The 24,681-nt window shown below is 74.7% G+C and carries 18 protein-coding genes and 3 pseudogenes; 8 read left to right on the forward strand and 13 right to left on the reverse strand.

What is annotated here, in order from left to right; genetic code table 11:
* Window positions 1–109 precede the first annotated feature (109 nt).
* The gene (locus ACFYML_RS09220; protein ID WP_387420094.1) at window positions 110–616 is read left to right on the forward strand and encodes a tetratricopeptide repeat protein; all 507 of its coding nucleotides are present in this window, start codon (window positions 110–112) and stop codon (window positions 614–616) included.
* A 101-nt stretch (window positions 617–717) separates the two neighbouring features.
* On the opposite strand, the gene ACFYML_RS09225 is transcribed toward ACFYML_RS09220, so the two are convergent.
* The 8 genes and pseudogenes from ACFYML_RS09225 to ACFYML_RS09260 all read right to left on the reverse strand — a co-directional run bounded on the left by ACFYML_RS09225 (window position 718) and on the right by ACFYML_RS09260 (window position 8,563).
* A complete protein-coding gene (locus ACFYML_RS09225; protein WP_387420095.1) occupies window positions 718–1,971 on the reverse strand; it encodes a beta-ketoacyl synthase N-terminal-like domain-containing protein in 1,254 nt (417 codons plus the stop codon).
* On the reverse strand, window positions 1,968–3,236 hold the full coding sequence (locus tag ACFYML_RS09230; RefSeq protein ID WP_387420096.1) for a beta-ketoacyl-[acyl-carrier-protein] synthase family protein: 1,269 nt from the start codon (window positions 3,234–3,236) through the stop codon (window positions 1,968–1,970). Before ACFYML_RS09230 ends, ACFYML_RS09225 begins: the two co-directional genes overlap by 4 nt.
* Complete coding sequence (locus ACFYML_RS09235) at window positions 3,233–3,640, reverse strand: cupin domain-containing protein (RefSeq protein ID WP_073836261.1); 408 nt, start codon at window positions 3,638–3,640, stop codon at window positions 3,233–3,235. The genes ACFYML_RS09230 and ACFYML_RS09235 overlap by 4 nt, the downstream gene beginning before the upstream one ends.
* Window positions 3,633–4,358 carry an SRPBCC family protein gene (locus ACFYML_RS09240; RefSeq protein ID WP_357435874.1) on the reverse strand — a complete coding sequence of 242 codons (726 nt, stop codon included), beginning with the start codon at window positions 4,356–4,358 and terminating at the stop codon, window positions 3,633–3,635. The genes ACFYML_RS09235 and ACFYML_RS09240 overlap by 8 nt, the downstream gene beginning before the upstream one ends.
* A gap of 145 nt (window positions 4,359–4,503) precedes the next feature.
* A pseudogene (locus ACFYML_RS09245) lies at window positions 4,504–6,055 on the reverse strand (acetyl/propionyl/methylcrotonyl-CoA carboxylase subunit alpha).
* Window positions 6,055–6,543 (reverse strand): annotated as a pseudogene (accB, locus tag ACFYML_RS09250) (acetyl-CoA carboxylase biotin carboxyl carrier protein); the annotation flags it as partial. The pseudogenes accB and ACFYML_RS09245, both read right to left, overlap by 1 nt.
* On the reverse strand, window positions 6,528–8,234 hold the full coding sequence (locus ACFYML_RS09255; protein WP_387420097.1) for an acetyl-CoA carboxylase carboxyltransferase subunit alpha: 1,707 nt from the start codon (window positions 8,232–8,234) through the stop codon (window positions 6,528–6,530). The pseudogene accB and the gene ACFYML_RS09255, both read right to left, overlap by 16 nt.
* Window positions 8,231–8,563: a TcmI family type II polyketide cyclase gene (locus ACFYML_RS09260; protein WP_357435880.1), complete on the reverse strand. Its 333-nt coding sequence runs from the start codon at window positions 8,561–8,563 to the stop codon at window positions 8,231–8,233. Before ACFYML_RS09260 ends, ACFYML_RS09255 begins: the two co-directional genes overlap by 4 nt.
* Before the next feature lie 421 nt (window positions 8,564–8,984).
* On the opposite strand from ACFYML_RS09260, the pseudogene ACFYML_RS09265 reads away from it, so the two are divergent.
* From ACFYML_RS09265 to ACFYML_RS09285, 5 genes and pseudogenes are all read left to right on the forward strand, one after another.
* Window positions 8,985–9,758, forward strand: a pseudogene (locus tag ACFYML_RS09265) (BTAD domain-containing putative transcriptional regulator); the annotation flags it as partial.
* A 244-nt stretch (window positions 9,759–10,002) separates the two neighbouring features.
* On the forward strand, window positions 10,003–10,350 hold the full coding sequence (locus ACFYML_RS09270; RefSeq protein ID WP_387420099.1) for a TcmI family type II polyketide cyclase: 348 nt from the start codon (window positions 10,003–10,005) through the stop codon (window positions 10,348–10,350).
* A 237-nt stretch (window positions 10,351–10,587) separates the two neighbouring features.
* Window positions 10,588–11,316 (forward strand): helix-hairpin-helix domain-containing protein, encoded by a 729-nt coding sequence (locus tag ACFYML_RS09275; protein WP_387420100.1) that lies wholly within the window; start codon window positions 10,588–10,590, stop codon window positions 11,314–11,316.
* 252 nt (window positions 11,317–11,568) lie between these two features.
* Window positions 11,569–12,771, forward strand: a complete 1,203-nt coding sequence (locus tag ACFYML_RS09280; RefSeq protein ID WP_387420101.1) for a low temperature requirement protein A — start codon at window positions 11,569–11,571, stop codon at window positions 12,769–12,771.
* A gap of 155 nt (window positions 12,772–12,926) precedes the next feature.
* Window positions 12,927–13,133 carry a hypothetical protein gene (locus ACFYML_RS09285; protein WP_073836253.1) on the forward strand — a complete coding sequence of 69 codons (207 nt, stop codon included), beginning with the start codon at window positions 12,927–12,929 and terminating at the stop codon, window positions 13,131–13,133.
* A 206-nt stretch (window positions 13,134–13,339) separates the two neighbouring features.
* Here the strand turns inward: ACFYML_RS09285 and ACFYML_RS09290 are convergent, their stop codons facing one another.
* Window positions 13,340–15,439: an amino acid transporter gene (locus ACFYML_RS09290; protein ID WP_387420102.1), complete on the reverse strand. Its 2,100-nt coding sequence runs from the start codon at window positions 15,437–15,439 to the stop codon at window positions 13,340–13,342.
* A 284-nt stretch (window positions 15,440–15,723) separates the two neighbouring features.
* Window positions 15,724–16,587, reverse strand: coding sequence for an alpha/beta hydrolase family protein (locus ACFYML_RS09295; RefSeq protein WP_387420103.1), 864 nt, complete (start codon window positions 16,585–16,587; stop codon window positions 15,724–15,726).
* A 123-nt stretch (window positions 16,588–16,710) separates the two neighbouring features.
* On the opposite strand from ACFYML_RS09295, the gene ACFYML_RS09300 reads away from it, so the two are divergent.
* The gene (locus ACFYML_RS09300; RefSeq protein WP_387420104.1) at window positions 16,711–17,259 is read left to right on the forward strand and encodes a CGNR zinc finger domain-containing protein; all 549 of its coding nucleotides are present in this window, start codon (window positions 16,711–16,713) and stop codon (window positions 17,257–17,259) included.
* Window positions 17,260–17,263: 4 nt separating this feature from the next.
* Here the strand turns inward: ACFYML_RS09300 and ACFYML_RS09305 are convergent, their stop codons facing one another.
* The 3 genes from ACFYML_RS09305 to ACFYML_RS09315 all read right to left on the reverse strand — a co-directional run bounded on the left by ACFYML_RS09305 (window position 17,264) and on the right by ACFYML_RS09315 (window position 21,921).
* Window positions 17,264–18,004: a phosphotransferase enzyme family protein gene (locus tag ACFYML_RS09305; protein WP_387420105.1), complete on the reverse strand. Its 741-nt coding sequence runs from the start codon at window positions 18,002–18,004 to the stop codon at window positions 17,264–17,266.
* An 85-nt stretch (window positions 18,005–18,089) separates the two neighbouring features.
* Window positions 18,090–18,860: a DUF5995 family protein gene (locus ACFYML_RS09310; protein ID WP_387420106.1), complete on the reverse strand. Its 771-nt coding sequence runs from the start codon at window positions 18,858–18,860 to the stop codon at window positions 18,090–18,092.
* A 118-nt stretch (window positions 18,861–18,978) separates the two neighbouring features.
* The gene (locus ACFYML_RS09315; RefSeq protein ID WP_387420107.1) at window positions 18,979–21,921 is read right to left on the reverse strand and encodes a helix-turn-helix transcriptional regulator; all 2,943 of its coding nucleotides are present in this window, start codon (window positions 21,919–21,921) and stop codon (window positions 18,979–18,981) included.
* A 195-nt stretch (window positions 21,922–22,116) separates the two neighbouring features.
* Between ACFYML_RS09315 and ACFYML_RS09320 the strand changes: the two genes are divergently transcribed.
* A complete protein-coding gene (locus tag ACFYML_RS09320; protein WP_387420108.1) occupies window positions 22,117–24,351 on the forward strand; it encodes an AAA family ATPase in 2,235 nt (744 codons plus the stop codon).
* The last annotated feature ends 330 nt before the right edge of the window (window positions 24,352–24,681 follow it).

The raw sequence follows: 24,681 nt of genomic DNA on the forward strand, positions 1-24,681 counted from the left end.
ACCTTCCGAGGGGAGAAGAGATTCGGCTCATGCCGAATCACTGGCGGCCACGGTACCAGCGCTCGCAGAGTGTCTCCCGTCCGAACCGACGATCACGAGGAGAACGACGATGAACCCTAGCGCCGACTGGGAGCAGCGCAGCGCGGACCTGTGGGCAGCCTTCAACGCGGCGCCCGACGACTGGGACCAGGAGGAGTTCCGCGACCGGGTCGGCGCCCTCGCCGACGAGCTGGGGTCGGATCATCCGGTGGCGGCGTTCGAGCGAGCCTGCGCCTGGGACTCGACCGGTCATTCGGACAAGGCGGTTCCGCTCTACCACAAGGCGCTCGAGCTGGGCATCGACGGCATCCGGCGGCGGCGTTCGGTGATCCAGATGTCCAGCTCGCTGCGCAACATCGGGCAGCCCGAGGAGAGCGTCCGGCTGCTGACCGAGGAGCGCGAGAGCGGCTCCGACGAGCTCGACGACGCGGTCAGCGCGGCGCTCGCGCTGGCACTGACCAGCGTCGGCCGGGAGCGGGAGGCAGTGTCGATCGCCGTCGGGGCGCTCGCCAAGCACCTGCCGCGCTACCAGCGGTCGACGGCCAACTACGCCCGGCTCCTGGTCGAGCGCGACTGATCCACCGACCAGACGAGTAATGCCGCAGCCAGGGGTCAACGTCTGGGCACCGCGAAAGAACCTCCAAGATCGTGTTGTGCCGCAAGACCTCGACCACCCGCCTAGGGACTCTCCTCCGACGCGGGTGGGGGCGCGGCGCCGCGCAGCACCAGCGCGCTGTTGAAACCGTCGAAGCCGCGCGCCCCGACCAGCGCGATACGGCTGCGCGGGCGGCGTGGATCCCGCAGGAAGGGCAGCTCGCAGCCCGCGGCGGGCCGCTGCGGGCTGGCGGAGGCGGGCAGCAGGCCGTGGTGGAAGGCGAGCAGCGCGGTCGCCGCGTCCAGCGCCGACCCACCCTGGTGCGCCCGGCCGGTCAGCGGCTTCTGGGTGGTGACCGACGGCGTACGCTCCCCGAACACCGCCCGCAGGGCGCTCGCCTCCGCCCGGTCGTACGCCGGCACGCCCAGCGCGTCCGGCCAGACCACGTCCACGTCGTGCGGCCGTACGCCGGCCCGCTGCAGGGCCAGCCGCAGCGCCCGGGCGTAGTGGGTCGGATCGGGGCCGGCCTCGGGATCGGTCGGGGCGGCGTCGTGGGTGGCCGCCCAGCCGGTGATCTCGCCGTAGATCCGGGCGCCCCGGTCCAGCGCGTGTCCCAACTCCTCCACCACGAAGACGGCGCCACCCTCGGCCGGCACGTACCCGCTGGCCCCGGCGTCGAACGGCCGGTACGCCCGCTCCGGGTCGGCGACGTCGCTGAGCAGCCCCGAGCGGAGCTGGCAGGCCAGCGCGTACGGGCTGAGCGGGCACTCGGTCGCCCCGGCCACCACCAGCGGGGTGCCCCGACGGACGGTCCGGACCGCGTGGGCCAGGCTGTCCAGCCCACCGGCCGACTCCGACACCGTCACCCCGCACGGCCCCTTGAGCTGGTGGTGGATGGACACCTGCCCGACACTGGCCGCGTAGAACCAGGCGATCGACTGGTACGCCCCGACGGTCCGCGTCGGCCCACCCCACAGCCGCTGCAGCTCCCGCTGGCCGAACAGGTTCCCGCCGGAGGAACTGGCCAGCGTTACCGCCCACCGGTACGGGTCCGGTGCCCGCTCCGGCAGCCCGGCGTCGGCCAGCGCCAGCCGGGTGGCCGCGAACCCGAGATGCGTCCACCGGTCCGTCTGCACCCGCTGCCGCGTGTCGGCGAACCCGCCGGGATCGAAGTCGGGCACCTCCCCGGCGACCCGGGTGGGATAGCTCGCCGGATCGAACAGGGTGATCGGCCCGGTGCGCCGGGTGCCGGCGACCACGCTGGCCCAGTGCGCGTCGTTACCGATCCCGGTCGGCGCCACCACCCCGATCCCGGTCACCACCGCCCGCGCCGTCATGGCGTGACCGCCAACCGGCGGAAGACCATCGCGGACTGGAAGCCGCCGAAGCCGCTACCCACCGACAGGGCCACGTCGACGGGCACCTCCCGCGCCTCGTTGGGCACGTAGTCCAGGTCGCACTCCGGATCCCGGGTGGCCCAGTTGGCGGTGGGCGGGACCACCCCGTACTCGATGGCCAGCGCGCACGCGGCCATCTCGATCGAACCGATGGCGCCGAGCGAGTGCCCCACCATCGACTTGATCGAGCTGACCGGCACCCGGTACGCGGTGGGCCCGAGCGCCCGCTTGAACGCGGCCGTCTCGTGCCGGTCGTTCTGCCGGGTGCCCGAGCCGTGCGCGCTGACGTACGAGACGGCCGACGGGGCGAGCCGGGCCTGGCGCAGCGCGTCGCTGATGGCCACGGCCATCTCCACCCCGTCCGGGCGCAGCCCGGTCATGTGGAAGCCGTTGCTGCGGCTGGCGTACCCGGCCACCTCGCAGTAGACGTGGGCGCCCCGGCGGCGGGCGTGCTCGACCTCCTCCAGCACCAGCACGGCCGCCCCCTCGGCGAGGACGAAACCGTGCCGGTCGGCGTCGAACGGCCGGGACGCGTGCTCCGGGTCGTCGTTGTCCGGGCTGGTGGCCTGGATGGCGTCGAACGAGGCGACCGTCACCGGGGAGATCGGCGAGTCCGCCGCCCCGGCCAGGACCACGTCCGCCTCGCCGTCGGCGATGAGCTGGTGGGCGTACCCGATGGCGTCGATGCCGGAGGTGCAGCCGGTGGAGACGACCTGGGCCGGACCGTGCAGGCCGTGCCGGCAGGCCACGTCGGCGGCCAGGCTGCTGGGGACCAGCGCCTGGTAGAGGTACCGCCCGCCGAGGGTGTGGTCCACCAGCCAGTTCCGGCCGGAGTCGCTGACCCGGACGTACTCCTGCTCCAGGGCCATCGTGCCGCCGACGGCGGTGCCCAGCACCACGCCGGCGCGGTCCCGGTCGGCGTCGGTGAGGGTGAGGCCGCTGTCGGCGAGCGCCTCGGCCGAGCAGGCCAGGGCGAACTGCACGTACCGGTCGGCGCGTTGCCGTTCGGCGAGGGTGATCCCGGCCGCGTCCGGGTCGAAGTCGCACTCGGCGGCGATCTGGGAGCGGAACGGCGACGGGTCGAAGAAGCTGATCCGCCGGGTGGCGGTCCGCCCCTCGGTGATGGTCTTCCAGAACCGGTCCCGGGTGGCGCCGCCGGGTGCGACGACGCCGATGCCGGTGACCACGGTTTGCCGGCCGGTCACGACGGTTCCCGAGGGGGCGGGGGTGTCTCGGTGTCGACGTGGCCGAGCTCGGGGCGCGGAGCGAGGGGCCCGAGGTGGAAGACCACCTCGGCCGGCTCGTCGCCGGTGTTGCGCAGCCGGTGCCGGACGTCCTTCGGCACGAAGAGCGCCTCCCCCGCGCCGAGCGGCACCGGCCGGTCGTCCAGGTCGACGGTGATCGCGCCGCGGGCGACGTAGAGGAACTCCTCGCTGTAGGGGTGGTAGTGCTCGGCGATCCGCTCGCCGGGGGCGAGGGCGGCCACGCCCATGAACCCGGAGGTGCTGCCGACGGTCTTCGGGCCGAGCAGGACCCGCAGCTCGCCGCCGCGCCGCCGGTCGGCGGGGACGTCGTGCACGGAGACGCGGGCGGTGGTGGTCTCAGGCATCGCGGCCTTCCTTCCCGGTCGACGCGGCCGCCCGCCGTTCGATCCGTTCCTTGATGACGGCCAGCTGGACCTTGCTGTTGGCGTTGATCCGCTCGGTCATGCCGGCGTTGTCGACCGGGGCGGTGGGCTTCATGGCGAAGTCCTGCACCCAGGTCATCCGGGTGCCGCCGGGGACCTCGTCGTAGCGCCAGTGGATGCGCATGTACTCGAACGGGCCGGTCTCCACCCGGTGGGCGTGCACCTGCCGGCTCGCCCGGTCGGCGGTGCGTTCGCTGACCCAGCTCCAGGCGACGCCGTTCTCGTCGGGATGCATGGTGAGCCGGAACCGCACGGTGTCGCCGGTGCGGTCCAGGATCTCCACCGCCGCGTACTCGGTGAACAGCTCGGTCCACCGGGCCACGTCGTTGGTGACCTCCCAGACCAGGGGCAGCGGCGCGGCGATCTCGATGCCGTTCTCGGTGTGTCCGGGCGGGTCGGCCTTGCCGGCCACCAGATCGGCGACGCCGGCGATGCTGAGCTGCCCGGCCTGCTCGGGGATCTTGACCCGCCACCGGTCGGCCACGACCGCGGAGAGTTCGAGCAGGGCGAGCGAGTCCATGCCGAGCTCCTCCAGGCTGGCGGCCGGGGTGCGGGCGGCGGCCTGCGCGTCCAGGCCGCAGTGGGTGACAAGGATGTCGGTGATCTGCGCGGCGAGCGGGCGGTCGGAAGCGACGGTCATCGGGTCCTCCAAGCGGTCGGGCCGGCGGCGGGCACGGCGGTGACGGGGGTACGGCCGGCCGGGTCGGCCTCGGCACGGGTGACGAACACGGGATCAGCGGACACGGGGGCGGCGCGGTCGGAATCCGGCCCGCCCTGCCCGCCGTTCACGGCCACGTGGCCGGCGGCCCCGGCGGCGGGCGCGGTGCCCTCGGCGGGCGCGGTGCCGTTGGCGGGCGCGGTGCCGTTGGCGGGGCCGGCCACGCGCGGCGCGCCGCCCTCGGCGGGCGCGGTGCCGTCGACGGGCGTGGCAGCGGGGGCGGACGTGGCAGCGGTGGCCGGCGGGGCAGCGGGCGCGGCCCCCTCGGCAGGGGCGGTGAGCAGCCGGTCGACCAGGCCGGTGGTGTGGCGTCCGCGGCGGAACGCCGGGTCGCGCAGCACCCGCCGGACGAACGGGATGGTGGTGCGGACACCCGGCCCGGCGACGTCGAACTCGCCGAGCGCGCGGTCGAGGCGGTCGAGCGCGCCGTCCCGGTCCGGCGCCCAGACCGCGACCTTGGCCAGCAGCGAGTCGTAGTGCGGGCTGACCAGATAGCCGGGATGGCCGTGGGTGTCGACCCGGGTGAACGGGCCGCCTGGTGGCCGGAACCGGTCGAGCCGGCCGGGCGCGGGCGCGAAGTCCCGGTCCGGGTCCTCCACGTTGACCCGGGCCTCGACGGCCACCCCGCGCAGCCGGATGTCCTCCTGCCGCAGGCGCAGCGGCGTACCGGCGGCGATGTGCAACTGCTCGTGCACCAGATCCACGCCGGTCACCAGCTCGGTCACCGGGTGCTCGACCTGGATCCGGCAGTTGATCTCCAGGAAGTGGCCCTGTCCCGCCCCGTCGACCAGGAACTCGACGGTCCCGGCGCCGGTGAAGCCGACCGACAGGACGCCACGCAGTGCGGTCTCCGCGAGCGCGTCCAGGGTGGACTGCCGCAGCGCCGGGGCCGGTGCCTCCTCGATCAGCTTCTGGTGGCGCCGCTGCACCGAGCAGTCCCGGGTGCCCAGGTGCACCCCGTTGCCGTGGCCGTCGCAGAGCACCTGCACCTCGACGTGCCGGGCGTCGGCGAGGTAGCGCTCGACGTACACCCGGTCGTCGCCGAAGGCGACCTGGGCGGCGGCGCGGGTACGCGCGTACGCGCGGGGCAACTCGGCCGCCCCGTGCACCACCGTCATGCCGCGCCCGCCGCCGCCGGCCGCCGCCTTGATGATCACCGGGTAGCCCACCTCGGCGGCCACCTCCAGCGCGTCGGCGACCGTCGGCAGGGTCTGCACGGCGCCCGGTGGCAGCGGCAGCCCCGCCTTGCTCATCAGCGCCCGGGCGGTGGACTTGTCGGCCAGCGCCGACATCACCTCCGGCGGCGGGCCGACGAACGTCAGCCCGTTGGCCGCGCAGATCTCGGCGAAGTCGGCGTCCTCAGAGAGGAACCCGTAGCCGGGATGCACGGCCTGCGCACCGGTCTGCCGGGCGGCCTCGACGATCGCCGCGGCGTTCAGGTAGCTCTGCCGGCTCGCTGCCGGTCCGATCCGGACGGTCTCGTCGGCCAGCCGCACGGGCAACGAGTCGGCGTCAGCGGTGGAGTGCACCACCACAGTACGCACCCCCAGCTCCCGGCAGGCCCGCAGGACCCGCAGCGCGATCTCACCCCGGTTGGCGATCAGCACCTTGTCGAACATCAGCTTCCTCGCGTGGCGAGCGGTTCCAGGGCGACCAGCGGCTGGTCGTACTCGACGGACTTGCCGTCCTCGACCAGCATCTCGACCACCCGTCCGGCCTGGTCGGCGGTCACCTCGTTCATCAACTTCATGGCCTCGACGATGCCGACCACCTGGCCCGGCCGGACCAGGTCGCCGACGGCGACGAAGGGAGCGGCGCCCGGTTCCTGGGCGCGGTAGAAGGTGCCCACCACGGGCGCCCGCACGGCCAGCCGGTCCGGCGCGGACACCGGCTCGGTGGCCGGTTCCGCGACCGGCTCGGCGTCGGCGCGCGGCGCGGGCACCGCCTGGGCCGGACCGTGCCACTCCACCTCCAGCACGTTCTCGCCGCTGCGCAGCCGGACCCGGCGCACCGGGCCGGCCAGCTCGGCGACCAGCTTGCGGGCGTGCCGGCGCAGCCCGTCCAGCACCTCGTCGGGTCGGGCGCCGGCGCTCATCGGGTAACCCCCACGGCGCGGGCCGCGCCGAAGCGACGGAACCGCTGCCGGCGGCGGCGGACCAGGGTGGCCGGCGGCACGTCGAGCAACGGGGCGAGATTCGCCGCCACCGCCCGGCCCAGCAGCTCGGCCGCGCCCGCCGGGTCGCCGTGCGCGGCCGGCGCCGGCTCCGGCACCACCTCGTCGACCACCCCGAGCCGGCACAGGTCGGTGGCGGTGAGCCGCAGCGCGCGGGCCGCCTGCGGCGCGGCGGAGCTGTCCGGCCAGAGGATCGCGGCGCAGCCCTCTGGGCTGATCACCGAATAGACGGCGCGTTCGAGCATGAGCACCCGGTCGGCCACCGCGAGGGCGAGCGCCCCACCGCTGCCGCCCTCGCCGGTGACCACCGCGACGACCGGGGTGGGCAGCATGCTCAGCGCGAGGATGTTCTCGGCGATCGCCGCCGCCTGCCCCTGCTGCTCCGCGCTCACCCCCGGGTCGGCGCCCGGGGTGTCCACCAGGGTCACCACCGGCAGGCCGAGCCGGGCCGCGAGCCGCATCAGCCGCAACGCCTTGCGATGCCCGGCCGGGCTGGCCATGCCGAAGTTGTGCGCCACCAGCTCGGCGGTGGTGTGCCCCTTCTGGTGGCCGATCACCATCACCGGCCGGCCGTCGAGCCGGGCCAGGCCACCGACGATCGCCGGGCAGTCCGCGCCGAGCCGGTCGCCGTGCAGCTCGACGAAGCCGTCGAAGGCGGTGTCCAGGTAGTCCAGCGTGGTGGGCCGCCCGGGGTGCCGGGCCGTGCGCACCGTCGCCCAGGCGTCCCGCTCCGGGCCGGCCGCCGTCGCGGGCACGGCGCCGCCGCCCCCCGTCGCCGTTCGCGGCGCGGGCACCTGCCGGGGTACGGGCACCCGCCGGCGGGCCGCGTGCGCCGCGGCGAGCAGCGCGGTCAGCCGGCCGCGCAGCGCGTGCCGGGGCACCACCATGTCGATCTGCCCGTGCCGCAGCAGGAACTCGGCGGTCTGGAAGCCCTCGGGCAGTGCGGCGCCGGTGACCTGCCGGATCACTCGGGGGCCGGCGAAGCCCATCCGGGCGCCGCTCTCGGCGAGCACCACGTCGGTGTTGGTGGCGTAGGACGCGGCCACCCCGCCGTAGGTGGGGTCGGTGAGGACGCTGACGGTCAGCAGGCCCGCCTCGCGCAGCCCGGCGAGGGCCTGGCTGACCGTGGCCATCTGCATCAACGACAGCGCCCCCTCCTGCATGCGGGCCCCGCCGGAGGCGGTGACCAGCACCAACGGCACCGCCTCGGCAAGCGCCCGCTCGGCGGTCAGGGTGATCAGCTCACCGACCGCGCAGCCGAGGCTGCCGCCGAGGAAGCGGAAGTCCATCACCGCCAGCGCCACCGGATGACCGCCGATGCGGGCGGTGCCGCAGAGCACCGCCTCGTCCAGCCCGGTGGCGACGCGGGCCGCGCCGAGCCGGTGCGGGTACGGCACCGCGTCGACGAACTCGATCGGGTCGACCTGAACGGCCCGCTCCGGCAGCGGGACGAACGAGTCCGGGTCGACCAGCTGCGCCACCCGGTCCGGGGCGTCCAGCCGGGCGTGCGAGCCGCACTCCGGGCAGACGTCCAGGTTGCGGCGCAACCGCTTGCGGTACAGCAGCGAGGCGCAGCCGTCGCAGCGTGACCAGAGCTGCTCGTCCTGGGGCGCGGTGGTGGTCACGGCCGCCGCCCGGGCGCGTCGTACCGGTAGAAGCAGTGGGCCATGGCGTCCCGCGGTGAGCGCCAGTCCGGCAGATACGGCGAGATGTACGGCCGCAGCCGCTCGCTGACCCGGATGAACTCGGGATGCCCGCGGGCGTCCTCCACCGCGCCGTCGGCCGGGCGCTCCGTCTCCAGGAGATGGACGTAGAGGTCGTGCAGCCGGTAGAGCGACCGGTGGCGGACACCGACCACACCGGGCAGTTCGGTCGCGTCGGACGCGGCGAAGATCTCGGCGACCCGATCCTCGGCGGTCGGCACCACCTTGGCGACGATGAGTGAACGGTCCATGGAGAGCCTCCCCTTGGGTGCGCGAACCCGGCGCATGGCGCGGCCGGTCCCGCCGGACGACTCCGTCACCGTCCCGCCGACACCGTCAACGGGGCGTCACCTGCGGGCCATCCGAGGCGAAATGTCGTGACGCTGCGTTGACGCATCCTGTGCGCCAGCTATCAGAAGATCGACTTCCGGGAACTCATTCCGACACTTTTTCGCAGTTCAGCGCCAGTTTTCGCGCGGAGTGTGGACAGTCGCATTTGACACCATGACTGTTGACCCAGAGTAATCATAGTTGGTAACGTTCGTTGCGGTCAGCCCGGCTGCAGCGGCGTCAGCCGCCGCGGCGGGAGCCGTTCCGACACCGGGGTCGCGGGCACCGCGCCGGGCAACACAGGACAGTCGGAACGAAGGTTCCGGTGCAGGGGGTGCGCCCGTGACCGGTGAATCGAGGACGCCGGCGGCAGAGGATCCGTCCGCGTCACCGGTGTCGTTGCACCTGCTCGGCGGCTTCCGGTTGCTGCACGACGACGTGCCGGTGGTGGTGCCCCGCGGACTGCAACGGGTCATCGCCCTGATCGGGCTACGACCCGGCGCCACCCGCAGCCACCTGGCCGGGCTGCTGTGGCCGGAAACCTCCGAGGAACGAGCGCTGTCGTCGCTGCGTACCGCCCTGTGGCGGTTGCGGCAGGACCCCTGCTGCCCGCTGCTGACCGACGGTGACACCGTCCGGCTCGGCGACACCGTCCACCTCGACGTCGACGAACTGGTCGACACCGCCGCCCGCGTCCGCGACCGCGAGACGCCCCGCGGGGCCGCCAGCGCCGGACGCCACGACCTGCTCCCCGGCTGGTACGACGACTGGGTGCTGCTGGAACGCGAACGGCTGCGCCAACTGCGGCTGCACATGCTGGAGGAACTCGCCGGCAACCACCTTGCCGCCGGCCGGCACGGCGAGGCCCTGGAGGCGGCCCTGGAAGCGATGGCCGCCGAACCACTCCGGGAGACCCCGCACCGCCTCGTGGTCCGCATCCACCTCGCCGAGGGCAACGCCTTCGAGGCGGTGCACGCCTTCTACGTCTACCGCGACCTGCTGCTGCGCGAACTGCGCCTGGAGCCGTCCCCGGCGATGTGCGCGCTGCTCGACGACACCCTCGCCCCGATCCGGCGCGCCTCGCGGCACGAGCCACCGTCCCGGCGATCCGACCGGGGCAACCCGCCCGGCCGGCCGTCCGGCCCACCCGCGCACCGCGGACCGACCGCGCCCACCGCACCCGGCTCGCGCTCACCGGACACAACCGACGGTGCGGCCCCAGCGACGGCGTCACGACAACCATCACCGAACAGTGACCGATCGTGACGAGCAGTTGACACTCGACCGGGCAATGTGAGCGCACACGGTGTCCGACGCCCGGCTGCGCGGGACGGCGGCACCGCCGGCGAGAGGGGTCCCGATGAGTCGACTGTTGGTCGTCAGCCGGATCGTGCCGGGCGCGGAGGGACGGGTGGCGCAGATCTTCGCCGAGTCCGACGCGACCGAGCTGCCCATCCTGACCGGCGTCCGGCACCGGTCGCTGTACAGCCTGCACGACCTGTGCGTCCACCTGATGGAGACCGCCGACGTCGACCCGGACGCGGCGGCCGGCGTCCGCAACCACCCACTCTTCGAGCAGGTCAACCAGCGACTGTCCGCGCACACGTCGCCGTATCTGCCGACCTGGCACTCCCCACGGGAGGCCGTCGCCGGCTGCTTCTACAGCTGGGACGCCACCGGAGCCCGCACACCGGGGCTGATCCGCTGACCGCACCCGCGGCAGCGCGCGTGACCGGGCGACCCGGACCCCATCAGGCACCAGGGTCCGGGGCGCCCCCAGCCCCTGCTGCGGCACACGCTCAGTCATCCCACCACCACCGTTCGGCACGAACCGTCCCACCAGCGACGAAAGCCGCGGACCGCCCTGTCATCCCCGACGTACGTGTGCGAAGCTGCCCCGAGTTTTCTCACGACTGTCGTTCACGTACTGAGGAGGAGATTGGCCGTGTCGTCGAGTTTCGGGCTATGGCTGGTCGTGATCCTGGCTGTGGTGGCGGGCCTGGTGATCTGGCGGGTGCTGGCCGCAGGCCGCACCACCGCCGGCCCGGCAGCGCCCACGGTGGAGGATGACCCCGCGACCGCCACCAGTGACCAGGAACGGCCCGCCGCGGTCGTCGACGAGGTCCCGGCGCCCGCCGCGGTGACCGAGGAGCCGGCCCCGGCCGAGCAGGACGCTCCCCCGGTCGCCGCCCCGGCCGTCGAGGCCACCACCCCACCGTCCACCGACACCCCCGAGCCGGCCGGCTCCGCCCCGGCCGACCAGCCCGCCGAGTCCGCGCCGGTCACCGTCAAGGCCGAGCCGGTCGCCGCCGAGGTCGAGCCGGCCGCGGCGCCCGAGGAGCCGGCCACCCCGGTGGCCATCCCCGCGCCGCGTACCTCGATCGAGAACACCACCGCGGCCCAGGCGGAACCCGCCGCGGCCCCGGTCGCCGCGCCGGCCGACCAGGCCGCCGACGACTTCCGGCAGATCCAGGGCATCGGACCGAAGATGGCCGCCGCGCTCCAGGCCGCCGGCATCCGCACCTACCAGCAGCTCGCCGAGCTGGACGAGGCGGCGCTGCGGGAGACCATCAAGGCCGCCGGCCTGCGCGCCGCGCCGAGCGTGGCGACCTGGCCGCAGCAGGCGAAGGTGCTCGCCGGCGCCCGCGCCGAGGCCGAGGCGGTGCTGCCCTGAGCGGCCCCGCCACCGCTTGAACACCCCGGGCCGGTGGTGACGCTCCGTCACCACCGGCCCGGACCAGCGCCGGCCGGAACGGCGTCAGCACCCCCTCCGGCGTGCCCTGCCCCGGCCGGCGCCGTCGCCACCGCCCCCGGGAAGGGTGCCCCGGAAAGCGCGAAAACGGACACGGGTCAGGACGGCCGTGGCTACCGTCGGTGAAGGGCCGGACGGCCCGCCGCGCCGATCCCGCCACCGCAGGAGCAGTTCGTGCCCTCCGCAACGCCGGAGCAGCCCGCCCACCGGCAGGCCCCGGTCCGCGACCCCGAGTCACCCCGCCGGGTGACCCTGCTGGAGCTCTTCTTCGACCTGGTCTACGTGGTCGCGCTCGCCCTCATCTCACGCGGCCTGGTCACCGAGGTGAGCTGGGAGCGGGCGTTCCAGTCCCTGCTCATGCTGATGGCGATCTGGTGGACCTGGGCCATCACCACCCTGGTCACCGACCTGTACGACCCGCAGCGCCCACAGATCAAGCTGTTGATCGCCGTGGTGATGTTCGGCGCGCTGCTGATGACCACCGCCGTCCCGGACGCCTTCGGCACCCGAGGCCTGGTCTTCGCCGGGACGTACGTGGCCATCCACCTTGGACGCGGGCTCTTCCTCATGCCGGCTGTCCGGCACGACGGGCCGACCCGACGCCGCGCGGCGCGGGTCTTCCTCTGGTTCGCGGTCTCCGCCGTCCCCTGGCTGGTCGGGGCCGTGGTGTCGGAGGACGCCCGGCAGGCGTTCTGGGCACTGGCGTTGGGCATCGACTATCTCGGCTTCCGGCTCGCATACCCGGTGCCCGGACTCGGGGTGGTGCCCGACTCGCAACGGGAGGTAACCGCCGAGCACCTGTCCGAGCGCTACCAACAGTTCTTCATCATCGCCCTCGGCGACGCCATCCTGGTCACCGGCACGATGTTCAGCCTCCACCATTCGGAGGCGGAGAACATCGCCGCGTTCGGGGTCGCCTTCGTCACCACCCTGCTGCTCTGGCGGATCTACGTGCACAAGTCCGGTGAGCTGCTGCCGCAGGCCATCTCCCAGTCGAAGCAGCCGAGCCGGTTCTTGAACACCGCGCCCTACACCCACCTGCTGATGGTGGCCGGGGTGGTGACCACCGCGGCCGGCTTCGACCTGGTGCTGCACGAGCCGACGGGGCGTACGCCGCCGGCCTGGGCGGCGGTCATCCTCGGCGGGCCGGCGATGTTCCTGATCGGCCGCAGCGTCTTCGAGTACGAGGTGTTCAGCCGGGTGTCGCTGTCCCGCCCCGGCGGGCTGCTCGCCCTGCTCACCATCGCGCCGGCGGTACTGTTCCTGCCGCCGCTGTGCGCCGCGCTCGGCGCCATGCTGGTGCTGGCCGGCGTGGCCGTCGCCGACCACCTGCGCAGCCGAGGCCGGCCACCGGAGGATCCGGCCCCGCCGACCTGAGCCGGCGTGCCGTGAGCGGCGCCCGCTGCGGGTCGCCACCGGGGCCGCGATGATCGAAATCGGCCGCACGTCTCGCGGCACCGTTTGGGCACTCACCCGCCCGGGGTACAGGGACCGCACCTCTCGAATCAGCCACAACCCCGTGGAGGCACCCCATGCGCGGCACCTCGATACTCGGCGTCCTGGTCGTCATCTGGCTCATCATCGGCGCGATCGCCGCCGGTCAGCGCGGCTACTACAGCAACGACGACAAGAACTGCGCCGAGGCCGGCACCATTCTGGTCACCATCGTGGCCGGTCCGCTGAACTACATCGGCGCCAACCCCAAGGTGGACTGCACGCTCCCCGAGCCCTCGAAGTAGGCCACTCCCCCCTCCGGCCCGCGCCCGCTTCCCGCGGCGCGGGCCGCTTCGGGTCCGGCGCGGGCGCCGTCACCCTCCGTACGGCGTCCTAGGAGGCTGGTTTCCCGGGGGCGTTGGCCGGCGTCGGCCGGAACGGGCAGCCGCCCACGAGTTTCTCGCCGGCGGCCTGGGGGCGCTCCGCCGCACGCCCGGCTGAACACGCCGCCTCAGCCGCCGACGTGGATGCCGGGGCGGTGGGCGGGGTCGGGCTCGGCCTTGCGGATGATCTCCCGGACCACCGGCGGGGTGTCCCCCCGGCCGAGGATCAGGTAGCGCAGCAGATGCGCGAGGGGATTTCCCTCCGACCACTCGAAGTGGGCGTGCGGGCGTACCCCGGTGGCGTCCCGGAGCGCGAGCAGGATCGCCGCGATCGCGTTCGGCACGGCCGGGCTGCCGGCCCGCAGCACCCGGTACCCGTCCACCTCCACCCCGTGCACCCGCAGCACCTGGCTGAACTGCGACGGGTCGATCACGTCGATCTCGAGAAAGAGGACGTCGGCCTTGCCCGGCACCGGATTGATCGCGCGCTGCGCCCGCTCCTTGGCCCGGTATTCCTGCACCGTCCCGCTCTGCCGCTTGTTCGCGACCAGGTGCAGCCGACCGTCCTTCGCCAGCGAGTCGGCGACGAACCGCCGCGCCGACTCGTCGAACTCGATCTGCGCGGCGCGCAGCTCGGTGGTCCGGGTGACCCGGGAGACCAGCGAGACCACGACGATGCCGAGGATGAAGAACGCGGAGATCGTGATGCCGTCCGGCTTCTCGATGACGTTCGCCAGCAGCGCGTAGAGCAGCACCACGGTGAGTACCGTGAAGCCGGCCGCGGCGACCCGGTGCCGGGCGCGGAGCGCCGAGATGGCCACCGCGATCGCGCCGGAGAACATCATCGCCAGGATCCCCGTCGCGTACGCCCCGGCCTGGGCGTTCACGTCGGCGCGGAAGGCCACCGTGATGGCGATGCTGATCAGCGTGTAGACGAGGACCACGGGACGGACCGCGCGGCCCCACTCGGGCGCCATGCCGTAGTCCGGCAGGTAACGCGGCACGATGTTGATCAGGCCGGCCATCGCCGAGGCGCCGGCGAACCAGAGGATGAGGATGCTGCTGATGTCGTAGACGGTGCCGAATCCCTCACCCAGGTGCTCGTGGGCCAGGAAGGCCAGCGCCCGCCCGTTGGCCGCCCCGCCGGGCTGGAACTCCTTCGGGGGGATCAGCACGGTGGTGACGAAGGTGGTCGTGATCAGGTAGACGGACATGATGAGCGCCGCGGCGGTGAGCAGCTTGCGGGTGTTCCGGATCCGGGACCGGAGCCGCTCCTGCGGGTCGGCGCCCCGGCCCCGGACCAGCGGCTCCATGCTGACCCCGGTCTCGAAGCCGGACAGGCCCAGCACCAGCAGCGGGAACGCCAGCACGGCCGGCCCCACCAGGTCGCTGACGTTGGTGACCTGGGCGGTGAGGAGTTCGAGCCAGCCGTTCAGCACCTCCGGGTGGGCCGCCACCTGACCGAGCCCGACCACCACGACCACCGCGTTGAGCGCGAGGAAGACCGCGACCAGGGGGATGGCGACCTGCACCGCCTCGCTGAAGCCCATCAGGAACACGCCGCCGAGGATGAGCAGGAGCACCACCGTCACCAGCACCGCCGCCGTGGCGCCGTGCGGGACCGACGCCGGCAGCTTGGGGTTCTCCAGCAGGTGCACGGTGGCGTCCGCGGCGGAGAGGGTGATCGTGATGATCCACGAGGTGGCGACGAAGCCGAGCAGGATGAGTACGAAGATCTTCCCCCGCCAGAACGGCAGCAGCCGTTCCAGCATGGCCACGGAGCCCTGCCCGTGCGGGCTCTCCCGGGCCACCCGCCGGTACATCGGCAGCATCCCGAACAGGGTCAGCGCCACGATCAGCAGGGTGGCCACCGGGGAGAGCACACCGGCCGCCAGGGCGGCGATGCCGGGCAGGTAGGAGAGGGTGGAGAAGTAGTCCACGCCGGTCAGGCACATCACCTGCCACCAGGGGTGGGCCCGGGCCTCCGGTTCGAGCGTCTCCGGGCCGACCGGGTGCACCCGGTGCTGGAACAGCCACCGGCTCAGCCGGTTGGGCGGCTCCGCCGGCCGGGTGTGGCTCGGCACGCACTCCGGGATCCGCGCCGGCGTCCGGCCGGGGCCCGGGGCGCGGTCCCGGTCGCCGGCGGCGTCAAGTCCGCGCTCGTCGCCGCGCCCCGCGTTGCCCCGCCGCCCCCGCCCGCGTCGCGGCCCGTCCCGCCCGTCCGTCATGTCCACCCCTCGGCGCGCGGCTCGCCGGGCCGCCCGCACAGCGACGCCACCCGCAAACGCCAGCCTGACCCGACCGTAGGCGGTACCCGCGGCGCCGACCGGCGAACCCGGCAAGCCGGGAAAGATCGCCCGGGCCGGCTCGGCCGGCGCCCGGTGCGGCCGGAGCGAGGTCCCCTCACCGGTCCGGCCGCGGCCCGGTGGTCGGCACCGCGCCCGGGCCCGCCCATCCCGCGAGCCGGGACCGGCCGGCAGCCCCCGGGCCGGCCAGCCCCCTCCCGCTGTGGTCAGTCACGCAGGTCCAGCCGGTCGGCGAGCCAGGCGAGCCGGTCGTCGCGGACGCTGGTCGCGCCCAGGTCGTGCTCCTCGCGCGGATAGAGCGACACCCGGGCCTGCGGTGCGGCGGCGGCGAAGGCCGCGCGGGTCGCCGGGCCGACGAACCGGTCCGCGCCGGCGAACTGGAGGTACGCCCCGGCACCGAGCCGCCCCACCAGGTCCACCGGGTCCAGCCCGGCGAAGACCGCCCGGTACGCCGTCTGCTCCCCCTCCGGCAGCTGGAGCCAGTACAGGTCGAACCAGTTCGCCCAGGTGGCGTCCGGCGCGAGGAGCACCGCCGTACGCAGCCCCGGCTCGCCGGCGGCGAGGTCGACGGCGTACATCGCGCCGTAGTCGTGGCCGACCACGGCGGTGCGGGTCCGGTCGACGCCGGGCTCGGCGAGCAGCCGCCGGTACGCGTGCCGCACCGCGTCGAGCTGGGCGGTCACGGCGGCCCGGTCCCGCGCGTCGCCGACCGGGTCGCCCGCCCACGGGAAGGTGAGCTGGGGCAGCAGCGAGACCACCCCGCGCCCGGCCAGGGCGGTCGCCTCGGCGAGGAATTCGGTGCGGTCCTGGTTGACCCGGCCCGGCTCGAACCAGTGCAGGTTCAGCACGCCGGCCAGCCCGGCGCCGGACCGCTGCGGCCGCACCAGGTACGCCCGGACGGCCGGCTGCCCGGGCACCGGGATCTCGATGTCCCGGACCAGCACGGCGGCCCGGTGTCCGCCGGCGCTCGCGGCGTCGGTCGGGGCCTGCGCGTGCGCCCCGCCGGCGCTGACGAACGCGCCGGCGACCAGCAGCACGGCCGTGGACACGAGTGCGGGTAGTCGTCGCACCACACACCTCCATAAGTTTTTAAACGCGTTTTACAGCTGATGACGGTAGGATGGCGGGCGGCGGTAGGTCAAGCGGGGAGGGACGGCGGGCGTGTCGGCAACCGGACGGCGGAGCGGGCGCGGATGAGCGCGGTGCCACCCCTGGAGCCGGCGCTGCGGCTGGCCGTCGCGCTGCTGCACAGCTACTGGGTGCTCCAGGACCCGGTCGACCAGCTCTCCGTGGCCCGGCTCCGGGCCGCCGGCCGGGAACTCGGCCTCACCGAGCTGACCGAACCGCTGGGCGACGCCGACCTGCCCCGGCTGCGGGAGCTGCGGACACGGCTCTACCAGGTCTTCGCCGCTCCCGACCCGGCCACCCGGGTGGCGACCCTCAACGAGGTGCTGACCGAGGTCAGCGCCGGCACGGCGGTCGAGGCCAGCCCGGACGGCACGCTGCGGCTGACCCCGCTGCCCCGGCCCGGCCCGACCGGGCCGTTCGCCGCCACCGTCACCGGAGCCCTGGCCCGGGCCGCCACGACCGGCGGGACGGACCGGTTCGGCGTCTGCGCCGCCGACCCCTGCCGGGCGCCCTACCTCGACCGGACCCGGGCGGGCCGGCAGCGCTACTGCTGCGAACTGTGCAACAACCGGGCCGCCGCAGCGGCGTACCGGAACCGGACCCGGCGCGGCTGAGCCGTCACGCCAGCGCGGCGCTCCACCGGTCCACGTGGGCGTCCAGCAGTTCGGCGGTGGCCCGCCAGTACGCTCCGTCCTCGGCGTGGATCCGCGCCCACGGCTGCACCCCGTCCCGGGCGCCCCGGCACAACAGGTCGTACATCGCGCGCGCCCGGCGACCGAGCAGCGCGGCCAGGGCCGGCCGGTCCGCCGCACCAAGCCCGTAGCCGTCCACCAGGGCGCGCAGCCGCTCGGCAGACTCCCCCAGCGGCCGGTCCGGGCGTATCCCCGTCATGCTCTGGGCCGCGTACGCCAACTCCCACAACCGGGTGCCGGGGCCGGCCGAGTCCCAGTCGATCAGCACCCAGCCGCGGGCGGACCGGACCAGGTTCCACGGCGCCACGTCGTGGTGGCAGATGAGGTCCTCGCGGTCGGGCGGGATGACCCGCTGCCACGCCGCTGAGGGCGGGGGCAGAAACGTGGCCGTGGCGCGGTGCAGGTCGGCGACGAAGGCGCCGATCGACGCCAGCTCGTCGAGGGTGTACGTGCCAGACGGGTCGCCCAGCTCTCCCGGGACGTACTCCAGCACCTGGCGGCCCCGGTCGTCCCGGCCGAGCGGCTGGGGGGCACCGGTGAAGCCAACGTCGCGCAGGTGGGCCAGCAGGGCGTCGACGGCGTCGGTCCAGGGGCCGGCCGGGCGCCGGACGGTGTCCCCGCACCGCACGATGCCGGCGGTGACGTTGCCGCTCAGTGCCTGCTCCACCGGCCCATCCTCGCACCGTCCGGCGGGACGGCGTCCCCGCGCTCCGCCCCCCTGGACTCCGGAGCGCGGGGACCCCCCGTCCCGGCTACTGCAGGAACGCCCCGAGGGGCGAGAGCAGCAGCCGGCCGAGCAGCGCGGCGTTGTCGTCCAGCCGCGTCCGCTCACACTCGCGGGCCTCCGGATCGTGCCGGCAGCGCCAGATCTTCTGCGCGTTGCGCCAGGCCACGTTTCGGGTGTACTCCACCAGTTCGCCCTGGTACCAGTCGTCGATCTCGCCGTTCAGCATGTCGATCATCAACTGCCAGTTGTCCAGGTAGCCGCGGCGCAGCCCCGGGATCTTCTCGGCGAAGATGTTGTTGATCTCCAGGTAGTCGCGATGCTGCTCGCTGCCGTCGACCGGCTCGGACTCCAGGCTGTCGAACGTGGTGACCAGCGCGAACGGCAGGTCGTAGTTGATGTGCGCGTTGACCCCGGCCGCGGCGGACGGCAGCGGCCGGGCGTCCGGGCCGCGCATCCGCTGGAACAGACAGGCCCACGCCTTCGGCGTGTTCGGGCTGGACTCGGTCCAGTATCGCAACGCGTCGAAGTAGCGGGTGGCGAACTCCACGTCCAGCCGGGCCAGGAAGACCGAGTCGGCGAACCGGTCGTCGTACAGGCCCTCCAGCACGCTCGTGGTGATCGTCAGGTAGAGCTTGTTGAAGTCGGCGAGGGGGCAGCTCTCCTCGAGCGGAGGCAGCCGGACCAGCATGTCCTGGAGCTTGGTGAGGTGGTCGACGACCGCCGGCACGTCGGCGGGGTGGTCGGCGAGCAGCCCGACGATGTCCTGGTGCACAGGACCCCAGACCGGTTCAGTCATCTCTCCTCCACTGTGCCGGAACGCCGCGGGGCGCCACGGTGACGCTGGACAGCCTCCCAGCCGGCGTACGCCGGCCGAATCAGTAGAACGACGTATTCGGCGCGATCGGGCGCCCGGTCTACGCGGAGCGGTTGCGCAGGAAGATCGCGCTGGCCTGCACCCGGGTGCGCACCTGGAGCTTGTCGAAGATGTGCGACACGTGCACACCGATGGTCCGCTCGCTGATGAACAGCCGCTGGCCGATCTCCTTGTTGGTCAGCCCCTCCGCCACCGCGGCGAGCACCTCGCGCTCCCGGGCGGTGAGCACCTCCAGCTCGTCCACCGCCGGCGCGGCGTCCGCCGGGGCGCGCCGGGGCCGGGGCACCGGTCGGGCGTCGGACGGCCGATCCTCCAGGGTCACCCGGGCCCGACCGGCCAGGGTACGGATCTCCGAACTCAACGGCACCGCGCCCAGCCCCTGCGCCATCTGGTACGCCTGCCGCAGCAGCTTGCCCGCCGTGGCCGGCTTGCTGCGCCGGGCCAGCAGCGCCTCGGCCTGCCGCAGCCGTGAGTACGCCGCCGGATAGGGGTGGTTGCGGTGGTCCCACAGCTCGGCCGAGCGGGCCCACAGTTCCGGGTCACCCTTGCCGTCGAGCCGGCTGACCTCGGCGTCACACAACGCCAGGAACCCGTCGGCGACGTAGCGCACCGGGGCCCCCGCCTTCTCGCTCTTGCGCGCCACCCGGTCGGCCACCTCGCGCAGCCGCCGCACCGCGGTGGGGTCCACCTCGACGGTCCGGCTGGCGTGCGCCTCCGCCTCCGCCCGCAGCCCGTGCCAGGCAAGCGTGGCGAGCACGATGACGTCGTCGGAGCGGCTCTCGGTGAGGCCCCGCTGGACGGCCTGCCGGGCCAGGTCGTGCCGCCCCTGCCACATGGCCAGTCCGGCCCGCAGGATCAGCATCGGCAACACGTGCCGGGCCCCGCCGCCAGCCAGCACGGTGGCCACCGCCTCCAGGTCCCGGTCGGAGGCCTCGATGTCGCCGTACCCGACGGAGAGCCGGCAGCGGGCGAGCAGCAGCTCCACCGCGTCGGCGCCGGAGGGGCGGTGCCGCAGCGCCGCCGCGACCACCTTCTCCGCCTCGGCCCACTGGCCGACCCGGAACAGCCCGTTGGTGGCGATGGCCAGCAGCCGGGTCTCCCAGGTGCGGCCCAGCCCCAGCTCGGCGACCCGCTCGGCACCCCGGCGGGCGACCACCACCCCCTCCTCGAGGATGTTCAGCGGACCGGTGAGCAGCTCCGCCAGGTGCAGGTACGCGCACGCGACGTCCTCCGGCCGGCCGGCGCGCTCGGCGATCTCCAGCGCGTTGCGCATCACCGCCAGCCCGGCGTCCGGGTCCTCCAGGAAGGCCTCGCTGAAACCGAGCGCGGCGCTGGCCAGCACCAGCTCCGAGGTGGAGCCCTCGACCGCCGCGGCCAGCTCCAGCGCCTCCCGGGCCTGGTCACCGGCCTCGCCGTACCGGCCCAGGTGCAGCAGCAGCTCGGCCAGGTGGGCGGCGGCGGTGGCCCGCTCCCGGGGGGTGCAGTCGGCGGCCTCCAGGGCCCGCCGGTACTCGGCCTCCGCCGGCGCCGACCGGCCGGCGGCGGCCAGGTAGCGGGCCCGCCGGATGTGCAGGGCGCAGGTCGCCGGCCCGGCCGGGTCCGCGGCCAGCTCCTCCAGCAGGGCCAGGGCCCGGGCGTGCTCGCCGCAGTGGTGCGCCGTCTCGGCCGCGTGCTCCAGCAGCTCGGTGCGGTTCACCTCGACCGGGTCCGGTCGGTCGCCGTCCGGCGACACCGCGTGCGGGGTGTTCGCCAGCTGCAACGCCGCCGACCAGTGCCGGTGCGCCTCGGCGTACCCCTGCAGCCGCTCGGCCTCGCGGGCCGCGGCCATCGCCGCCGGCAACGCCCGGCCCGGCTCGCCGGCCAACCGCCAGTGGTGGGCCAGCCGGGCCTGGTGCAGCTCGGCGGTGGCCGAGGTCAGCGCCTCGGCGTAGCGCCGGTGCAGCGCGGCGCGTTCGGCGGGCAGCAGCTCGTGCGCCAGCACCTCGGCCACCAGCCGGTGCCGCAGCCGGTAGCCGTCGTCGGCGCCGACCAACAGCCGGTGCGCCGCCGCGGCCCGGACCGCGTCGATCAGCTCCTCCTCCGGCAACCGGACCACCTGGGCGAGCAGCCAGTGCTCGACCGGTTCGACACCCGCGGCGACCGCGTGCACCACCGCGTGCGAGTGCTGCGGCAGCGCGTCCACCCGGGCCAGGAAGACCTCGCGTACGGTGTCGGAGAGGCCGTCGCGGCCGTCGCGCAGGTCCCGGGCCAGCTCCTCGACCACGAACGGGTTGCCGCCGCTGCGCTGCCACATCTGGTCGGCCGCGTCCGGGTTCAGCGGCGCGCCGACGATCGCGGCGGCCAGCTCGTCGGTGCCGGCGCGGTCCAGCGGCGCCAGGTCGACCACCCGGACCGACCGCAGCCGGCGCAGCTCGGTGAGCACCCGGCGCAACGGGTGCGCGCCCTGCAACGACTCGGCCCGGATCGCGGCGAGCACCGACAGCTGCAGGTCACCGAGGCCGGCGAGCAGATAGAGCAGGAGCTGGCGGGTGCTCCGGTCGACCCACTGGAAGTCGTCCAGGACCAGGACCAGCGGACGCCCCCCGGCGACCAGCTGCAACCCGCGGGAGACCCGTTCCAGCAGGGTGCCCGCGCCGTCCGGGCCCGGGGTCTCCTCGTCGAAGACCTGGAGCAGGCCGCGGACCGCCGAGGCGAGGCGGGCCTCGGTCGCCTCGGCGTCGAAGCGGCGCAACGCCTGCCGCAGCGGATGCAGCGGGGAGGCGTCGCCGATGTCGAGACAGGAACCGGTCAGCACGAGCGCGCCCGCCTCCCGCAGCCGCTCGCTGACCTCGGCCAGCAGCCGGGTCTTGCCCACCCCGCTCTCACCGGTGAGGAAGACCGCCGCGGTGTGCCCGGGCGCGACGTCGTCGAGCAGGGCCGACCGGAGCGCCGTCACGGTGTCGGCACGGCCGACAAGCGGTGCGGTGTCCACATCGCTGGCCATGGCTCGCAGCCTAGTCACACGTTCCCCCACCGTTCTACGGGCGAGAGCCGGTGGTGGTACATCTCGCGTCGACATTACGACTAAAGGTTGCGGGTGGTCGACATACGTCGTCCTACCGATCCCCCGAGGACCCGGTGGTGAAAGTCTCCGGAGGTCGTCAGGCACCGGGCGGGGGAAAGGGTGGGTGCGAGGCCCATGACCACGATCGTGAGAAGTCGGAAACCCGTCACCGCCGCGCACTGGCCGGTGCCCGAGGAGAGACGCACCGTCACCGTGCTCTTCGCCGACATCGTCGGCTCGACCGCGCTGGTGGAGCGGCTCGACCCGGAGGATGTCCGGGAGCTGCAACGCGCGTACTTCAACACGGTCGCCGGTGTGCTGCGCCGGTGGAACGGCGTGGTGGAGAAGTACATCGGCGACGCGGTGATGGCGCTGTTCGGGGCGCACGGGTCTGACGGGTTCGACGCGTACCGGGCGGTGCGGGCCGGGCTGGAGATCCAGGACGCGCTGGACCGGCGGGCACCGGCCGGCGTCCGGCTGCGGGTCCGCGTCGGCGTGGCGACCGGTGAGGCCCTGGTCGACCTGGCCGCCACCCGCGACGGCGGACACGGCACCGCCAGCGGCGCCGTCATCACCACCGCGGCCCGCATCCAGGAGTACGCCCCACCGGGCGGGGTGGCGGTCTGCGCGGCCACCCGGCGGGCCACCGACGGGCTGGTCGACCAGCGCCCGCTGGCGGCGTTGACGGTGGCCGGGAAGGCGCTGCCGCTGGACGTCTGGCGGGTGCTGGGGGCAGCCCGGCCCCGGCCGACCCGCCACCAGGGCCCGCTGGTCGGTCGGCGCCGCGAGCTGGCCACCGCCGGCGACGAGATCGCCCGGGCCGTCCGGGACCGGCGGCCGCGCTGGGTCTCCCTGGTCGGCCCGGCCGGCAGTGGCCGCAGCCGGATTCTGCACGAGCTGACCCGTGCGGTGTCGACAGTCGACGGTGCGCCGGTTCGCTGGTGCGTGGCGCACTGCCCGCCGTACCCGGAGGGAGAGCTGGCGCCGCTGGCCGACACGGTCCGCGCGTTCGCCCGGGTCCACGACACCGACCCCGCCCCGACCGTACGCCGCCGGCTGGCCACGGCCCTGGCCGGGCTGCTGCCGCCGGCCCACCGCGCCGCGGCGGTGCACGCGCTGGCGGACTTCGTCTTGGCGCCGCAGGACGCGGACGCGGCGGGCCGCGGCGCCGAGGTCTGGCGGGAGGTCCTCCTCGACCTGGCCGCCGACCAGCCGACCGTGGTGGCGGTGGACGACCTGGACCGGGCGGCCCCGGCGTTGAACCGCTTTCTGCACCGGCTCTTCGCCACGGCGAGCGAGCGGGGACTGCCCCTGGCCGTGGTGACCACCCACGGACCGGGCTGGGCCGACCTGCTGCCCGGGGCCGCCGGCCGGCGTCGCCGGGTGCCGCTGCCCGCGCTGGGCGCGGTGGACACCGGCCGGCTGCTCCGGCATCTGCTCGACCGGGCCGGCCGACCGGCCGCGCTGGCCGGGGAGCTGCTGCCGCTGACCGGCGGGAACCCGGCCGCCGCGCAGGCGTACGTCCGGGCGCTCGCCGAGGACGGCGACCCGGGTGCGGTGCCGGACGCCGTGCGCCGCCGGGTCGACGCCCGGCTGGACCGGCTCGACGGCGACCAGCGGGCGGTGCTGATGGCCGGCGCGGCCCACGGTGCGGAGTTCCCGGCCGCGACGATGGACCGGCTGCTCGGCTGGACCGACGGTCGGGCGGAGCGGATGCTGGGCAGCCTGGTCGCGGCCGGCCTGCTGCGCCGGACCGGCCTCGGCGGGTACGCCGTCGCCGAGCCCACGGTGGCCCGGGTGGCGCGGCACCGGCTGCCCCGCGCGCTGCGGGCGGAGTTCGCCGGGCGGGCGCGGACCGCCCACCAACCCGCGGTGGCCGCCGCGACCGGCGCGCGGACGCGCCCGGACCGCGCGGCAGCCGCGACCGGCGCGGGGACGCGCATGGACCGCGTGGCCGCCACGGCAGGGTTCGCGGGTCGGCCGAGCGCCGGTCCCCGGGCCGGCGATCCGGCGACCGGCCCGACGGTGGCGAGCTGCCCGGCCCGGCCGGGTTCCGGGTCGTCGCCGGGCGACGGTGGGGCGAGGGGGCCGCTGTCCGGACTGGTGGATGCTGCCCGTTCGTTCGACGGCTCGCCCACGGTCTCGCTGCCGCGCTCCCCGTCCCGGTACGCCGGCCTGCCGCACATCGGATTGGCACGGGGAGCGGGCGCACCGGTGGACGGTCGCCGGCAGGCCCTGCCGGCCGTCGGCCCGCCAGCCCTGACAGGACGGGACCGGGAACCGGCGCACCGGGCCGCGACCCGGGCGCGAGCACGGGGACGCCGTCGGACCGGCGGTTTCGCCGGGTCGCCGGCGCTCGCCGTGGCCTGAGCCCGGCGTCAGGGGCGGAGCGGGCACGGGGCTGCTCCGCCCCCGGCGTCGCCCCGGTCCGCGCCTGCCGTGGCGGCTGCCCGGTGTGTCCGTCGCGCCGCACCACGTCCTCCTCGCTGCCTACAGACCTGATGGCGTAAACGATTCAAGCCCGTCTGGCGTGGGATGAGTCGGGCACGCCATCAGCTCGAAAGGGCCCGACGAGCACCACCTCCGCCGGGCCGATCCATTCACGTCATCACGTCCATAGCGCCAGCGGCGGAACACCCGGCCCGGGCGGCCGGCCGCGCGCGACGGCGGAGAACACCATGCCCGCTGATCGGTGGAGCG

The organism is Micromonospora sp. NPDC007230 (assembly GCF_042869115.1).
GTDB lineage: Bacteria > Actinomycetota > Actinomycetes > Mycobacteriales > Micromonosporaceae > Micromonospora.

What these genes read in the sequence shown, in the direction of transcription:
- ACFYML_RS09225 (WP_387420095.1), bottom strand. Translation starts at nt 1,971, where the DNA reads ATGACGGCGCGGGCGGTGGTGACCGGGATCGGGGTGGTGGCGCCGACC.
- ACFYML_RS09285 (WP_073836253.1), top strand. Translation starts at nt 12,927, where the DNA reads ATGCGCGGCACCTCGATACTCGGCGTCCTGGTCGTCATCTGGCTCATC.
- ACFYML_RS09235 (WP_073836261.1), bottom strand. Translation starts at nt 3,640, where the DNA reads ATGCCTGAGACCACCACCGCCCGCGTCTCCGTGCACGACGTCCCCGCC.
- ACFYML_RS09310 (WP_387420106.1), bottom strand. Translation starts at nt 18,860, where the DNA reads ATGACTGAACCGGTCTGGGGTCCTGTGCACCAGGACATCGTCGGGCTG.
- ACFYML_RS09240 (WP_357435874.1), bottom strand. Translation starts at nt 4,358, where the DNA reads ATGACCGTCGCTTCCGACCGCCCGCTCGCCGCGCAGATCACCGACATC.
- ACFYML_RS09260 (WP_357435880.1), bottom strand. Translation starts at nt 8,563, where the DNA reads ATGGACCGTTCACTCATCGTCGCCAAGGTGGTGCCGACCGCCGAGGAT.
- ACFYML_RS09270 (WP_387420099.1), top strand. Translation starts at nt 10,003, where the DNA reads ATGAGTCGACTGTTGGTCGTCAGCCGGATCGTGCCGGGCGCGGAGGGA.
- ACFYML_RS09290 (WP_387420102.1), bottom strand. Translation starts at nt 15,439, where the DNA reads ATGACGGACGGGCGGGACGGGCCGCGACGCGGGCGGGGGCGGCGGGGC.
- ACFYML_RS09315 (WP_387420107.1), bottom strand. Translation starts at nt 21,921, where the DNA reads ATGGCCAGCGATGTGGACACCGCACCGCTTGTCGGCCGTGCCGACACC.
- ACFYML_RS09300 (WP_387420104.1), top strand. Translation starts at nt 16,711, where the DNA reads ATGAGCGCGGTGCCACCCCTGGAGCCGGCGCTGCGGCTGGCCGTCGCG.
- ACFYML_RS09220 (WP_387420094.1), top strand. Translation starts at nt 110, where the DNA reads ATGAACCCTAGCGCCGACTGGGAGCAGCGCAGCGCGGACCTGTGGGCA.
- ACFYML_RS09320 (WP_387420108.1), top strand. Translation starts at nt 22,117, where the DNA reads ATGACCACGATCGTGAGAAGTCGGAAACCCGTCACCGCCGCGCACTGG.